Origin of the sequence: Paraburkholderia podalyriae (assembly GCF_014397785.1) — a bacterium.
Classification (GTDB): domain Bacteria; phylum Pseudomonadota; class Gammaproteobacteria; order Burkholderiales; family Burkholderiaceae; genus Paraburkholderia; species Paraburkholderia podalyriae.
Map to the genome: position 1 here is coordinate 1 of NZ_VZQQ01000100.1, position 14,216 is coordinate 14,216.

At 58.7% G+C, this 14,216-nt stretch carries 13 protein-coding genes and 1 pseudogene; 8 read left to right on the plus strand and 6 right to left on the minus strand.

Annotated elements, in window-relative coordinates; genetic code table 11:
• Positions 1–318 precede the first annotated feature (318 nt).
• On the plus strand, positions 319–756 hold the full coding sequence (locus tag F6X42_RS45710; protein WP_312893006.1) for an SIR2 family NAD-dependent protein deacylase: 438 nt from the start codon (positions 319–321) through the stop codon (positions 754–756).
• A 93-nt stretch (positions 757–849) separates the two neighbouring features.
• On the opposite strand, the gene F6X42_RS39540 is transcribed toward F6X42_RS45710, so the two are convergent.
• From F6X42_RS39540 to F6X42_RS39555, 4 genes and pseudogenes are all read right to left on the minus strand, one after another.
• Entirely contained in the window at positions 850–1,560 is a 711-nt protein-coding gene (locus F6X42_RS39540; RefSeq protein ID WP_187639266.1) for a hypothetical protein, read from the minus strand.
• A gap of 137 nt (positions 1,561–1,697) precedes the next feature.
• Positions 1,698–2,672, minus strand: coding sequence for a hypothetical protein (locus F6X42_RS39545; protein ID WP_187639267.1), 975 nt, complete (start codon positions 2,670–2,672; stop codon positions 1,698–1,700).
• A gap of 112 nt (positions 2,673–2,784) precedes the next feature.
• Positions 2,785–3,612, minus strand: a pseudogene (locus F6X42_RS39550) (SIR2 family NAD-dependent protein deacylase).
• A gap of 12 nt (positions 3,613–3,624) precedes the next feature.
• Positions 3,625–4,737, minus strand: a complete 1,113-nt coding sequence (locus F6X42_RS39555) for a helix-turn-helix transcriptional regulator (RefSeq protein WP_187639268.1) — start codon at positions 4,735–4,737, stop codon at positions 3,625–3,627.
• A 121-nt stretch (positions 4,738–4,858) separates the two neighbouring features.
• On the opposite strand from F6X42_RS39555, the gene F6X42_RS39560 reads away from it, so the two are divergent.
• The 7 genes from F6X42_RS39560 (at position 4,859) to F6X42_RS39590 (ending at position 9,957) form a co-directional block, all read left to right on the plus strand.
• The gene (locus F6X42_RS39560; protein WP_187639269.1) at positions 4,859–5,767 is read left to right on the plus strand and encodes a 5'-nucleotidase; all 909 of its coding nucleotides are present in this window, start codon (positions 4,859–4,861) and stop codon (positions 5,765–5,767) included.
• 14 nt (positions 5,768–5,781) lie between these two features.
• The gene (locus F6X42_RS39565; protein WP_187639270.1) at positions 5,782–6,168 is read left to right on the plus strand and encodes a hypothetical protein; all 387 of its coding nucleotides are present in this window, start codon (positions 5,782–5,784) and stop codon (positions 6,166–6,168) included.
• 51 nt (positions 6,169–6,219) lie between these two features.
• Positions 6,220–6,627, plus strand: a complete 408-nt coding sequence (locus tag F6X42_RS44870) for a hypothetical protein (protein ID WP_246530492.1) — start codon at positions 6,220–6,222, stop codon at positions 6,625–6,627.
• 27 nt (positions 6,628–6,654) lie between these two features.
• Positions 6,655–6,861, plus strand: coding sequence for a hypothetical protein (locus F6X42_RS39575; RefSeq protein ID WP_187639271.1), 207 nt, complete (start codon positions 6,655–6,657; stop codon positions 6,859–6,861).
• 87 nt (positions 6,862–6,948) lie between these two features.
• Complete coding sequence (locus F6X42_RS44875) at positions 6,949–7,635, plus strand: SIR2 family NAD-dependent protein deacylase (protein WP_312893009.1); 687 nt, start codon at positions 6,949–6,951, stop codon at positions 7,633–7,635.
• Positions 7,559–8,812: a PDDEXK family nuclease gene (locus tag F6X42_RS39585; RefSeq protein ID WP_187639272.1), complete on the plus strand. Its 1,254-nt coding sequence runs from the start codon at positions 7,559–7,561 to the stop codon at positions 8,810–8,812. The genes F6X42_RS44875 and F6X42_RS39585 overlap by 77 nt, the downstream gene beginning before the upstream one ends.
• A 275-nt stretch (positions 8,813–9,087) precedes the next feature.
• Positions 9,088–9,957 (plus strand): uracil-DNA glycosylase, encoded by an 870-nt coding sequence (locus tag F6X42_RS39590; RefSeq protein ID WP_187639273.1) that lies wholly within the window; start codon positions 9,088–9,090, stop codon positions 9,955–9,957.
• A 16-nt stretch (positions 9,958–9,973) separates the two neighbouring features.
• Here the strand turns inward: F6X42_RS39590 and F6X42_RS39595 are convergent, their stop codons facing one another.
• Positions 9,974–10,684 (minus strand): M48 family metallopeptidase, encoded by a 711-nt coding sequence (locus tag F6X42_RS39595; RefSeq protein WP_187639274.1) that lies wholly within the window; start codon positions 10,682–10,684, stop codon positions 9,974–9,976.
• A 3-nt stretch (positions 10,685–10,687) separates the two neighbouring features.
• On the minus strand, positions 10,688–13,978 hold the full coding sequence (locus tag F6X42_RS39600; protein ID WP_187639275.1) for a type I restriction endonuclease subunit R: 3,291 nt from the start codon (positions 13,976–13,978) through the stop codon (positions 10,688–10,690).
• Positions 13,979–14,216: the final 238 nt, after the last annotated feature.

Here is a 14,216-nt window from a genome sequence, read left to right on the forward strand (position 1 = left end):
CACAATGATACCTCACCGCTACTGCTGTCCGATGCCCCAAGCCGGGCGGGGCTGTGTTCGCTATAGCTCAAGTCGGTGACTGCCGCTCTGCCCGAGCAAGGTTCTCATTGATTTTTCCGTCGCGGCTCTGCTGGCTTCCACTACGCCGAAGCGCCTAGCGTTTTCGGCAGGGACCTTTTTCGGAACTCATCGGCATCAACTCGATGCGCAATACTCGCACATGGTGGGTCACACCACTGGCGAAACCGTTTCACGCTACCGGGCAGAACGTCCAAGTAATTTTCGTCGACAGTCGTCGTAATCTATTTGGAGTGAGAGGTGGCTGATTCGCGAGATGAAGAAAAGCTGGAGAAAGCTGCCGGCTGGCTGCGAGAAGCAGACGGACTGCTCATCACCGCAGGCGCTGGAATGGGCGTCGACTCGGGCCTTCCTGACTTTCATGGCCAAGATGGATTCTGGCGCGCTTATCCCGCGCTTCAGCACCGAGGTTTATCGTTCGAGGACATGGCAAACCCTGCAGCTTTCGCGAGACATCCGGAGCTCGCTTGGGGCTGCGGGCGTCTCGTCAAGCGCCCTCGCGATGTCGCGCTCATGGCCGACAAGCTCCCCGTGTCCCATGAGTTCACGCGCGCGGTCGCCGAAAAGATGCCCCATCCTGAAGATGTGCTCGCTCTCAGGCGAATCTTGCGCCAACTCACGTTTGTGCATCTCCAGCCAGAGCCGCTTGTGGCATTGCAGGCCGGACATTATTTTTGACTTGGAGAGGCGGTAAGTGCTGGTCATTGGCTCTACGTTTCCTTTCGCGAGAGGGGCGGGGATGGCTCGCAAGGCACGCGCATCATCTGGCGACTACGACAGAGCAGGCTGCCGCAACGACAGCTTCCAGTGCGTCGGCGTCTTGCCATCCGGAGCACCTTCCGCGTTGCAACGCACGACACTGAAAGTGTTATCCACCGGCAGCTCAACCCAAACAACCTCACCGAATTCATTGAACGAATCGATAACATTGCGAAACGCGGCGCTTTGTCTGGTCGTGCTGGGAATCGGGTTTTGCGGTGACATCAGCACAAGCCGCGGACGCACGTTCGGATTGCGGTCGAATGCGGGCTTCATGGCACGGTACTGGGCGAGCTTCGAACGCATCTGCTTCGCGTCCCAGCTCCCGACGCCTTTCGCTTCCACGAGCAGCAAATGAGTGATGGCCGGCGCAGTGGCGGGACGCTCGGTGAAGCACATCACAAAGTCTGCATCCTGCTGTCGTCCGGTAACCGGAAGTACACCAGCCTCATCCGCCAAAAGTCGCAGCGGCTCGTCTTGGCGCAGTTCATTGCTTATCAAGGCCGCATACAGCCAGTCGAGATGAAAATCCATCGCGCAAAATACCCGTTCGGGCTTGGCGTTGATTCCGCATTTTGCGAGAACCTCGCTGAGGAAGCCAGCGTGTGGCACGAATTCGACGCCCAGCACGCGCTGGATGAGAGCGAAGCGCTCCTTTGCGTTGAATCGGCCGAGCTTGTACTCAAGACTATCAGCCGAAAAGCTCATTTTTTCTTCTGTCATTTGTTGTATTTGTCTAATGCGGTATTGAGGTCATCGGCGCGTCGGTATCAGGGACTCAACTTATGCGCCGCCGCCGCACCATGGATTCCACGAATGAAAGGGACATTTCTTGGCCCGGTGCTTTCCGCCGGCGGCAATTATGCTGCCTCAGCCATCGGATTCCGCTCGTCCACGCGGCTCAGGTCATAGCCGAGCATGAAAAGCGCCGCTTCCAACTTGCGGAGACCGTCCTTCTCAGAGCACCAACTTGCCTGGGCGCTTTTAAGAGCTAGCTCCAACACCCAGTTCGCCTGCACGTTGACGCGCGCCCATGCCTTAGACCCGTAAGGCCCACCGTACAGTCGGCTGAACTCATATCGACCAGATGAAGGGTCGCGCAACTTACCTCCGCCATCGCCGTTCGCCCAGAGGAACCCGAGTTCGTCGGGGACGCTCGCGGGCTGCTCAAGCCGCGGTATGCTCTCCAGGTACCGCCTCACGAGGAATCCGAGGGCTGCACCAACCCTCCCGTCATAAATAATGTGGTTGAGTAGGGCCAGCGCATAGTATTTGGTCCATCCAGCGTTCATCTTGGGTGTGCCAGATTTTCTATCGGAGTACCCCCCAAAGGCGTCGATGTTCGGATTCTCACCGGTCAGAGACTTTCGACCGATGCGCAAAATGTCCGCGAGCGCTTCTTTGTGACCCTTCGCCCAGCTCATGTTGGCTTTATACGGGCGACGGCCTTCCCCGAAGCCCCATTTCATCACTTCGTGACATGCCTTTTCGGCAAGTTCTCGCTCATTGTCGCCCCACTCGCCGGCAATGGCTTCCCTAATCGCGGCACTGGCTACATCGAGCGCTAGCTTGTTGTCGTTATAGCCCTTCTGGTTCCACCAATACATCCGGAAAAGGTCTTCGAGGGTCCGCGCGAACACCACGTAGACAGGACCACCACCAACCCGTACGTCAACATGGCCGGAGAATTTTTGCTCGAAGCCGTCAGGAAGCCGGTTCCGCGAAAATCCAACTGTAAGGTCAATGGGCGTGGCTCCACTGATGACGCGGGAAAGATATGCGATGAAGTCTTCCACGTTTGGGTTACCAATATAGGCTGCGCGATTCAGGGGCACTCAAATTCTCCAATGGCTAAAGGAAGTGAAAAGCGTCAATTACTGTGCGAATAGACAAATCAGGTCAACCTTAACTAACGACCAATTCTTACGCTTCTATAGCATGTGAGACTTATGTAACCTCACTGAGTGTGTTGTCGAGCTGTTGCAGCGTCTCTAGAGCGCCGCCCGCGATTCCCACGCCCACCGCAGGCGAAATCGAGTAATCGCGTGGGTTGATGCGAATGACCGGGCATCTTTGGCGTTCGCTAAACCGACGAATGGTCGGTATGGCGCGGCCAGCACCGAGTTCGACTACGACGGGTTTCTCGACTGACTCCAGCCATGCAGCAAGTGCCAGCTCCTGGCGTTCGGCGTATTTGTCGACCCAATTCCAATCTCCGAACATCAGAATGTTCGGCCGCGCTAATGCACCGCAGCGCGGGCACCTGGGCAACTCGTTCTTGAGCAAGCAGGTTTTCTCGTTGACAACGGGATTGACGTCGGCGGCCGACCAAACTTCGTCGGTGCAAGCCTCGACGCACTGGAGTTGGTGAATGGTCCCATGGCACTCCGCGACACGTGCAGGTGGGAATCGCGCCTTCTGGAAGTGGCCGTCGACGTTACTCGTGAACACGAAGGCCCCGTGTTTCGTCAGGGATGCCCTCCTGAGCAGAATGTCGAAGCCCACATGAGGCACGGTTGCCCGATAGAGCGCGAGTCGGTGTCAGTAAAATCCCCAGCTCAAATGTGGATTGCTCGCAAAGCCGGAGGGATTGGCCATGTCCTCGAACGAGAATCCATGATGGCGCAGCGCGGGGTAAGCCCGCCAGAACCCCTCCGTTCCCCGAAAGTCAGGAAGGCCGGAATCGACACCCATGCCGGCACCGGCAGTGATGAGCAGCCCGTCCGCATCGCGAATCCAGTCGGCTGCCTGCCTGATTGCATTATCGTTATTCACCTGCTACCTCGTTTACGCTGTTTGACCTATCGTGGGCGGGACTTTCGCTTCCGCGATTTGAGCTGCTGTGCCATAGCGCTTCGCTAATGCTACCGCGTCGCGCGCGAATTCGTCCCGAAGCGCGGGCGGCGCGAGGATTTCCGCTGCCGCGCCGAGCGAACGAAGCCACCATCGCAGCTTTACGCTGGGAACCACCGTCCCGGTCGCCTTCATGCGACCATCGGGTAGCGGCTCAAAGGTTTGGTCCTCCGACATGCGCCGCTCCTCGAGTCGCTTCGCCTCAGCCGGTTCCAGCGCGACTTCCAGTACAACAGGCGCCTCTGGAAGGAAGTCGAAAACCTGTTCCTTTTCAATCGTGGCCTGCAGATTGAAATCCCGCGGGTACGCAAACGCGGTCCCGGAATCGACCGCCGAAATGATTCGGTCCAGCCGATACAGATTCCGAAGCCAATTGGGCTTGCCTTTCTCCGGTCTTGGCGGGTGGTCCGGACTCTGGGCAACCATGTACATGAGCCCGGCTGACTCAACCAGCGCGAGCGGCCAGAGCCGCTTCGGCTTGATGTCGTCCACCCTGGTCTCCTTGTAAGCCGGGCGATACCGGACAAGCAGTTCGCGCTCGAAGAATGTTGCGGTCACCACCGTCTGAAAGACGTCGGGATTGATGGTAGGCCGGTTCAGCACATAGGTGGGCTCGACGGAGTCAATCTTGTTGACCCACGCCCGATACAGTCGACTGTCCGCGCGGTCTTGCGAAAGTCGCGTGTCAGCTGCCTTGAATAGCGGTTCGATGTCTCTGGTCACTGCCGCAGGTAGCTTGTCCCCCACAAAACGCCTGAGCGCCTGAAACGCCACAGCCTCGGAAGCGCTCATCAAACTCGCCACCTGGCTGGCGCCGTGCAGCCAGGATTTGCGTTGCCAGAGAAGTTGCCGACCGGCGGCGGTCGACAGGACAAGCTGGTCCCGCTCCAACATGGCAAGGCGTCGCCGAAGTTGTCTCGGATAGTCGACGCGGTGCCCCCGGGCTTCCAGCAACTGAAGGACCTGAGACGTGGACATCCACGATTCCAGGTTCCCGTCTGTCGGCAGGATGCGAAGAATCGCTTCATCAAGGCTTGAGGTCGTCATTCTGGACTTTGGTCGAAGGTGAGTGGTCCGGCATTCCTGGTAGCGATGATTCTAACGGGCGATGGGGACACTTTTTGTCCCAGTCGTCCCGCATCATGGTGCTCGGCCACAGGAGAGACCTATGACGTCGAGCACGAAAATCACCATCGCTGTCTCCGCACGAGCGCTTTTCGATTTCGAGGACGAGAACCAGGTGTTTCGGGAAGACGACCCCTCGGCGTATTGCGCGCTTCAGGCTGCGCGCCTGGATATACCCGCAAGCCCGGGCGTCGCCTTTCCGCTAGTGCGGAAGCTCCTCGCTTTCAATAACGGCGAAAGCAACGACGTCGAGGTCGCAATCCTGTCGCGCAATGACCCGGTCACCGGGCTGCGGGTTTTTGCGTCGGCTCACCATCATGGACTGGCAATCAGCCGTGCCATATTCACGGGCGGCGCAAAGCCCCACCGGTATCTCGCACCGCTCGAGGCCAGTCTGTTTCTCTCGGCACATGGCCCGGATGTCAAAGACGCGATGATTGCCGGGTTCCCGGCTGCCCTCGTCTACCCGGCTCCGGGGGTGCGTGCGACTCAGGACGACGGCGAACTGCGCATCGCGTTCGACGGAGATTCGGTCCTTTTCAGCGACGAAGCCGAGCGTGTTTCCATACAGCGGCAGCTGCAGGAGTTCAACGCCCATGAGGCACGTCATGCGCGTTCGCCGTTGCCACCCGGGCCGCCGAAGCCATTCTTCTCCGCCCTGTGTGCCCTTCGTGGCCAGCGCCGGTCGCGGGTCCCGGTACGAACGGCACTGGTTACAGCTCGTAGCGCGCCGGCGCACGAGCGGGCGATTCGCAGGCTGATGGCGTGGCGTGTCGCGGTCGATGAGGCCATGTTTCTCGGCGGCACGGACAAGGCGTGCTTTCTCGCGGAATTCATGCCGGACATTTTTTTCGACGACCACGTACGAAACTGCGAGTCAGCCTCGCAACTCGTCGCGACCGGGCACGTGCCGTATGGCATCAACAACGAATACCGGACAATCCTTCATTGAGCAATTCTCCAGCGATGAACCGAGAACTCGAAAATGCTCTGGTCGCAAGCTATCCGGCCATCTACCGTTCACTGCAGCCGCGCTTCTCTGGCGAAACCCGATTCGAATGTGACGATGGCTGGTTCTGCATCATCGACGAGCTGTCGCGCAAGCTCGAAGCCGAGTCGCAGACGTCGAAGCTGCGCGCGATTGAAGTGCGAGAGAAACTGGGCAGTCTGCGCTTCCGTCTTCGGGGCGATATAACGAGCACTGTAGATAGCTGGCTCGCCGAGGCCACTCGCCTGAGTCAGCACACGTGCGAGCGATGTGGTAAACCGGCGATGCTGCGCGGCCATAAGGATGGTCGGGTACGCACGCTCTGCCCCATGTGTGCCGCGGCGATGGGCTACGTCCTCGAATGAATGACACCGCAACGACAAAACTTTCCGTCAGCGACTTACGGATGATATGCCATGCCACAACTCCTTGAACATATTGATGCGATTGCACGGAAGTTGAAGCGGGACGTGCTTTACCTCGAGTTCCTGAAAGCGCAGCGTCCACACCGTGCGGACTACAGGAGTCTGGAGACCCGCGCGCGCATCATGCAATGGCTCGACAGCGAAGGCATCGAGTGGCGCGGGTGTGGCCCGCTCGCGTCCGAGACGGTGATGCGTTCGTATGCCGGGGAGATTTTCATCGACGTGCCGTTCGACGAAACCGATAGCCAGTACCGAAAAGTTCAGGCATTTCTCGAGCATCCGGACGGCACCAGCCGTTTTGACGACGTCCGGTTCTACGTCGTCACGCTGAAGATTGCAATGAAGAACGCGCACCACGATGAGCCAGGCTTCTGGGACCGCTGGGCCGACAACTTCTAATCGCAAGGTTAACAGAACGGAGGCGTTGTGAGCACAGTCTATATTCGTGACGGTTCGTCGAGAATTGTTGGCCGTATCCAGACCGGCAGCCAAGGGAAACAGTTCGCCTACGTGAGCGACAGAATGGTTGGAATCTACAGTCCGCAGCTGGACAAGACATTCGATTCCCGGCTGCGTCTATTCGGAAACGGCAATCAGCTAATGGCTCTGGTCTGTCGCGACGATGACGATTAGCCCTTCCGGGCACGGCATCGCATGTCGCGCCCCTGGCCTCAATCCACCCGCATGTGAATCAGTGCACTACCCTTCGGAGGATGAACGGTGTCATCTGCGCAGCACTTCACTGGTCCGCGCCTGTTTGTGTTTTCAGGAGCGGGACTGTCCGCCGAGAGCGGCATTCCGACGTTCCGTACCGGCGACGGTATCTGGACCCAGGAGAGCATCGACGAGGTTTGCAACTTCCTGACCTGGCGCCGCAACCGGGAGGCGGTCTTCCGCTTCTACAACCAGAGAATCTCCGAGAAGCGGGATGCGCACCCGAACGACGCGCACCGCATTCTCGCTGCCTGGCAGAGCCCATGGGGAGCTGAGCGGGTTCGACTTATCACACAGAACATCGACGATTTGCTTGAGCGGGCAGGCGCGCATTGCCCTCTGACGGTTCCTGACGAGACATGGACAACTCGCAACCTGCTGCTTCCACTTGTATCTCCAGCCTCGAATGTCTACTGCTTGAGCCGCGTAGTGTCGCTGCCGGCCATCTGCAACGTCGCGTCAATCATTTTCAGCTCTTGGCCGAAGTCGAGCGCCCATTCCTCCCCGTCCACCGCACGGTCATGCCGTCGTGAGACCGGCGTCGAAAAAGCCGGACCGGTCCGACGAAGACTTGATATTCTTCCGATTTATCTATCACCGATGAGAGGGTATTCACATGGCATTGTTCGAGATTGCCGGCGACAGCCTGCAACCTATCCCACTGGACACATTTGGAAATCTGGGACTGCGTGAGCGCACTGACATTCAGCGTGCGGTGCGGGCGCACATTGAGGCAATCACGCCGGGCGTGAGAACGAAGGTTCTCGCTGAGGAATTTGGAGAGTGGGCAGGCGCCAATCGCAGAATCGACCTGCTCTGCGTGGATGAAAACGCGAATCTAGTGGTTGTCGAGTTGAAACGTGACGACGGTGCACACATGGACCTGCAGGCGCTGCGCTATGCCGCGATGATTTCAACAATGCGGTTTGACCAGGCGGTAACAGCACACCGAAAGTATTTGGCTGATAACGGCTCCAGCGAAGACGCGGAGCAGGCAATTCGTGACTTCCTGGAAGTTGAGGATGGTCAAGTTGTATTCACGGACACCGTTCGAATTGTGCTGGCGTCCGCCAATTTCTCTCCCGAGCTGACGACGGCAGTACTCTGGCTGAACAAACAGGGGAAGATGGACATCCGGTGCGTTCAGATGCGTCCGCATGCCGTCGACTCGCGGGTCCTACTGGACGTCCAGCAGGTCATCCCACTTCCGGAAGCAGAGCAGTACCAAGTCGCAGTACGTGAGAAGTCGATTGAGCAGGAAAGGGTTCGTTCGACCACCCGCGACTCGACCCGATACGACGTGTCCATAGGGGAAACCTTCTTCCCTAATCTGCCAAAGCGTCGGCTGATGCTCGCTCTTGTCAGGGAAGCAATCAGGCAAGGGGTGTCGCCAGAGCAAATTCGCGAAGCAATCCCTTGGAGAAGAAGAGACCTTTTCATTTCAGCACCGGGCAAGGCAGATGAGAGCGCATTTCAGACGCTTTACCCGGGAAAGAAGCTTCGGTACTTCTTCGCCCCAGACGAGATGTTTCTACTCGACGGGACGACCTACGTCCTGTCGCGGGCCTGGGCCGACCGAACGCTCGAAGCGGCGGAGAAGGTCCGGCAACTTTTGAACAATACCGACGAAGTCACATGGGAACCGACAACAGAAGTAGCAGATGAAGAGACGTACCAAGGCTACACTATCAGGCGGCGCGAAAGCAACGCCATTGAAATTGAGCGTGACGGGCAACAGGTTTATCCCGTCATAGCGACGCTCCGAGAACTCGCGTTGCAGTTGAGTGTCGCGACGGTGAATGACGCGGGCAATCCGCTGAATACCCGGCAGCTTGGTGCTCGGGTCATCGCAGCAATCCAGTCGCTCTGACTGGTCACGTCTCGTCGTCGTGAAACACCGTTGCAGCTACGGGCTTTGTTTTTCGAGATTTACGCTTCGAGGACCTGTTGGCTCCTGTTCCGTGGTTCGCCCTCGTACGACATCCTGATACGAGTTAGAAGGGGTACCGGAAGGCTTTCAACCATTGCCCGAGCGAGACGAGGTCGAATGCGGTTAGGGCGGCGCCGTCGACGCGCTCATGCAATTCAAGTGCTGTGGCCTAATAGCGGGCGAGCTTTGAACAACAATATAACGAGGGAGGCGCGATGGAACATCGCCAGGAGAACGTCGACCGGCCCAAGTCGCTAGGCGATGCGGCCGTGAAAGCAATACGCATTCGGCAACTGCATGAGCCTCACGTCGCTCCGCTTACGGCATACGTGGAGGAGCTACGCCTTGAGGCAGGCCCCGGCGCAGAGATACCAGATTTCGACCCGTGGGACGCCGGCGTCGATGCGGAGGTACTATTTCTTCTGGAGGCGCCGGGCGCTCGCGCTGTCGCTTCGACGTTCGTCTCGCGCAATAATCCGGACGAGACGGCGAAGAACATGTTCCTGCTTCACCAAGATGCGTGCATTCCGCGAACCCGCTCGCTGCTTTGGAACGTAGTGCCTTGGTACATAGGAGATGGCGCACGTATTCGCGCAGCAACGCCGCAAGACCTCGAGCAAGGATTGAAGCCGCTTCCACGGCTCATTCAGATGTTGCCAAAGCTGCGAGCCGTTGTCTTCATGGGCAAAAACGCACAGCAGGCGCAGCCGCAAGTCGCCGCCTTGCGGCCAGATTTGCGACTCTTTGCCTGCGCGCATCCAAGTCCAAAGGTAATCAACACGCGGCCAGGTAATCGGGAGGCCATTCTCACTGTACTTCGCGGGGCTGCCACATTTCTGGAGCAGGCACCAAGCACAACGCAGTGTGAGTCTCAACCGCCGCGGCTCGCGCCTATTGCGCGAAAGCCGCTTACTCGAGATGAGCAGGTCGCACAGCACATCACACAGGTCCTTCGGTCCCTAGTTCGCGCTCAGAAAAGCGAACAAGCGAAGGAAACTACCGTTCGGTCGTTCTCGCAGGAGATTGACTGGCTGAACCGGGCATTAATGCTCCTCGGCTCCGTGTCACCGCCAACCGGCATGTAGGGGACCAGCATAGCCGTTAAATTGCATCCCCAAATGTCGCGCGCTCCAGCGCCTCGTGCTCTCGTCGCCACTCGGGCATGACTTGAGCGACCAAGTTCCAGAAAGCTCTGGTGTGGTTCTTCTCGACAGTGTGGCAGAGCTCGTGGACGATTATGTAGTCTTGCACGCTGGTGGCGAGTTCCATCACTCTGGGATGAAACTGCAAGACATTCGCGGCGTCGCAGCTCGCCCATCGGCTTTGAAACTGACGGATGCGTGCACCTGCACATTTCAGCCCCGTTTCCCTTTCCCAGTGACGAACGCGTGGCAGCAGCTTCTCTTCGGCGCGTTCGCGGAAGAAGCCTTCAAGCAATGGTGCCACGACCTCAGAAGTAATAGAGTTTCCCCATGGACACTCGACCACGAAGCGGGAGGCTGAAAATGCCAGCCTGGGCGTCGTCAGTGCGGGCACATGCCGGATTTCCGTGAAGTAGCTACGGCCGCAGTACCTCAGACGACTGCCCGTCACGACCGCATCTTCGGCCATCGGCTTATTGACCAGCGCGAGCTTCTCACGTATCCAACGCGCACGCTGCCGAACCAAGGCTTCCTGCTCCGGCAAATCCACGCAGGGCCCGCGCAGCAAAACCGGCCGACCGCGCTCGACCGTCACGTAGTGACGTTTCAGCCTTGCATCCGGCCGAAACTGCCACTCAATGGTTGTCCTACCGTACTGCAAACGCGGCATGATTCAGTTCTTCAGTAAGATGCCGAGCAAGTGCCCGGCGTGGTCCCGTGCCACGGAGCGCTGCCAGCCCGCCAATGGCACCAGTAAGCTGCTGATGCGTTTCTTGACATCAGGGTGAAGGTCGGGCATCGCCTTCCAGTTGCCTGAGGCCATGGTGTGATTCAGCTCAGCATCTTCGAACAGTTTGGTGGTCACGCCCCGTGCAATGTCGCTCGAAAGATGAGACTCCAAGTAATGGAACACTGCCGACTGGGCCGGGACTGCGAAGCCGGTGTTGTCCTTGTCCTTGATGCGCTGTCCGAATAGCTCCAGTTGCTCCAGGAACTTTGCCTGGGTGATGCGTCCGGCCTTTTCATCCTCAAGCAGTTTTTCCAGTTCCTCTGCCAGCTTATCGAAGAACGCCGGGTCCTTTTCGCGGCCGGTCACGATGGTGTGCTTCAACTGGTTTTTCATCACCAGCGCCTGGCTGCCGGGGCTAGCCAGCTTCTTCAGTCTGGACATGTCTGAGGCATCGAGAATCGAAACCTCCTTGCCAAGCAGGCTCCTGGCTGGGCTGGCGTTGATGTACTCATCCAGCAGTTGTTGCAGGAGTACCGACTCGAGCTTGGTAATGCGCTCGCGATACGCTGCGCCGGGCAGCTTGTCTCTCAGCATGAGGCGGATTTCAGCGAACAGCGTGAAGTACGCTTTGAAGGGTACCCCGCGCACATCGGGCAGGATGATGTCGATGCTTCGGTTGAACTGCTTGACCAGGTCCAGGAAGTCTTCGACCGCATCCAGTCGGCTCGCTGGGTCGAGGAAGGCTTCAGCATCGGTCTTATAGTCCTCGCGCTGACTTACTGGGTCATGCTTGCGAGGCAGAAGCTTGAGAATTCGGTCGAGCGTCGACTGCAGCTTGGGCAGCTCACTTTCTACGCCTTCCCATACCTGTGCGGGCTTGACCTCGCCGCCGTAAATCTTGAGGGCGCGGTCCAGGTGCTCCACCACGCCATGGTAGTCGACAATGTAGCCTGCATTTTTGCCTGCCATGGTGCGGTTCACGCGCGCAATGGCTTGCAGCAGGGTGTGCTCCTTGAGCGGCTTGTCCAAATACATGGTGCCGACTATCGGCGCATCCCAGCCGGTGAGCAGCATGTCGGACACGATGATGAGGCCCACGTTGTTGGCGTGCACCTTGCCGTCTTTGCCCTTCGTTTCGTCGCCATAGGGCAGTGGGAACAGCTTGCTGACGAAGTTGGCAATCTGCTCTGGCGGCATGGCGACCGGCGTTTTGCCGGACTTGATTTCGTCGCGCACGCGCTGTTCTATGGTACGTACCTTGTCGGTGCCGACACCCTTCTCGGCGGCTGCCTCTTTCTCTGACGCACCGGTGCGTGAGGCCGTGATGTTGGCTAGCGAGACCACTACCCGGCTTTCGAAGATGGGTAACCCCTGCTTGCCCCGTTCCTTCATGATGGTGTCGAGCAGGTCCTTATACCTCACGGCCATTTCGCGTCCGTCGCACACCAGCATGCCCTTGAGGGCCTTGGCTCGCACGTTGGTCAGAAAGTGCTCGACCAAATGGTGTGTCACCTTCTCCATGCGGCCTCTCGCCTGCCGCCATCGCGTGAGCAACTCTTTCTTCAGGGCCTGCTGCCGAACCTCTGGTTCCTTGGCGAACTGGTCCTTGAACGCCTCGTCGAGTTTGGCGTCGGGCGCCAGCGATACCCAAGCATCCTGGTACTTGATGGGCAGCGTAGCCCCATCGGCCACCGCCTCGTGCAGCCGGTACTCGTCGATGTATCCACCCCCGCCGAACTCAGCCAGGGTGTGCTTGTCCTCGTTCAGCAGCGGTGTGCCGGTGAAGGCAATGAACTTCGCGTTCGGCAGGCTCGCCCGCATGAACGCGGCGAGAAAGTCGTACTGGCTGCGGTGTGCTTCGTCGACCAGCACATAGAAGTTGGCCTTGGCGCTCAGCACACGGAAGTTCACCTTCTCGCGACGGACCTCTTCCCACTTAGGTAACAACAGAACCCCATCTTCGTCGTACAGGCCGAAGTTCGCGTTGCGCTCCTCGACCATGAAAAAATCCTTGCCGTCGCGCACGCGCCGCTGCCTGGTCGCCTGGAGGATTTCATCATCGTCTGCTGCGGCTTCTCCCGATGCCTCATTCTCAGTGCTTGCCTCGTCCTTTTCCTGGAATTTTTGAACCGTGCTCGTGAACACACTGCCGTAGTCGTTCGACAGCATCTTCACCAGGCCATCGACGGATACGGCTTGGATGGCCTTGATGCCCACGGCATAGAAGGTGTCGAAGATTTGCTTGTCCAGGTCCCGCCGGTCAGTCAGCACCAGTACCGTCGGGTTGTCCAGACCGGTGCTCTCGGCGCGCAACAGGCGGGCCAGCAGAGCCATCGTGAGCGATTTGCCGCTGCCCTGAGTGTGCCAGACAACGCCACCGATGGGCTTCGGCGCAGTCAACCGCTGCACTGTGTTACGGACAGCGCGCCACTGCTGATAGCGCGGCAGCTTCTTCACCGTCTTGCCGTCGCGGGTCTCGAACAGCACGTAATGGGTAATGAGCTCCAGGAAGCGCGCCGGCTCAAACAGCGCCCACAGCAACTGGTCTTGTTCGCTCGGCTCAGCCCCAAGCAGGTCAGTCACCTCCGCACGCTCGGCATCTTGCAGCCGGTAGTGCGCGTAGAAGGCCGGAGGCGTGAAGATGGCGCCATACACACCTTGCCGGCCATTCAACGCGACGCTGACCTGATTGAACACAAATTGGGCCGGGAAGACCGCCCGGTAGCCGTCCAGCTGTGCGAGGGCTTCGTCAAGCCGGTGATGGCTGGCCTTGCATTCGATGATGGCCATTGGCAGGCCGTTGACGAACAGCAGCAGGTCCGGGCGGAACACATCGTCGTCCGAATTGCAGCCCACGTACTGGTCTACAATATGAAAGTCGTTGTTGCATGCGGTGCCAGCGTCAAGAAACCGCACGCTTCGCGGCATTCCGTCAGCATCCTTGATTTGGATGTTAGAGCGATGCACCACCTGCTCCCAGAACGCCTTATTAGCGGGCAACAGCTCGTCGTTGACCCGTTTCCTCAGTTCGATGAGCGTAGCGTCCACACCGCCGGGTGTGTGCGCAAGCCATGGATTCAGCGACAACAGCCGGGGCTTGAGGATGTTTTCAAGCACCGGGGCGAGGTGACGGTGCTCGACCGCCACCTGGCGCCCTGGCAGGTGTGTGTAGCCTAGCTTGACCAGCCACTCGATGGCCGGAATCTCGACGCCGGTCCTTTCTGCATTCCCCATGCTTATTTTCCCCGGTCACTGGGTCGTTGGGGCTTTACGCCGCCATTTCTACTGCATCTAGCTTTACTCGCCATTCGCCAGTCAAGAGTTTCTGCATCAAACCGCGCTTAACAGGCTGCGGAAATACCTCGCGCTGAAGTCATCGCGACGGATAGCAAAAGCGTTGATGTAAGAACCTCACCCGCCCCCTGGAGATCATGCGCGGCACCGACACGTTCACCGAGAGTCTGTTTTCCGT

Excerpts from the sequence above, each read along its gene's own strand:
- F6X42_RS44870 (WP_246530492.1), top strand. The coding sequence starts at position 6,220 with ATGCCACAACTCCTTGAACATATTGATGCGATTGCACGGAAGTTGAAG.
- F6X42_RS39585 (WP_187639272.1), top strand. The coding sequence starts at position 7,559 with ATGGCATTGTTCGAGATTGCCGGCGACAGCCTGCAACCTATCCCACTG.
- F6X42_RS39590 (WP_187639273.1), top strand. The coding sequence starts at position 9,088 with ATGGAACATCGCCAGGAGAACGTCGACCGGCCCAAGTCGCTAGGCGAT.
- F6X42_RS39565 (WP_187639270.1), top strand. The coding sequence starts at position 5,782 with ATGAACCGAGAACTCGAAAATGCTCTGGTCGCAAGCTATCCGGCCATC.
- F6X42_RS39600 (WP_187639275.1), bottom strand. The coding sequence starts at position 13,978 with ATGGGGAATGCAGAAAGGACCGGCGTCGAGATTCCGGCCATCGAGTGG.
- F6X42_RS39560 (WP_187639269.1), top strand. The coding sequence starts at position 4,859 with ATGACGTCGAGCACGAAAATCACCATCGCTGTCTCCGCACGAGCGCTT.
- F6X42_RS39540 (WP_187639266.1), bottom strand. The coding sequence starts at position 1,560 with ATGACAGAAGAAAAAATGAGCTTTTCGGCTGATAGTCTTGAGTACAAG.
- F6X42_RS39595 (WP_187639274.1), bottom strand. The coding sequence starts at position 10,684 with ATGCCGCGTTTGCAGTACGGTAGGACAACCATTGAGTGGCAGTTTCGG.
- F6X42_RS39555 (WP_187639268.1), bottom strand. The coding sequence starts at position 4,737 with ATGACGACCTCAAGCCTTGATGAAGCGATTCTTCGCATCCTGCCGACA.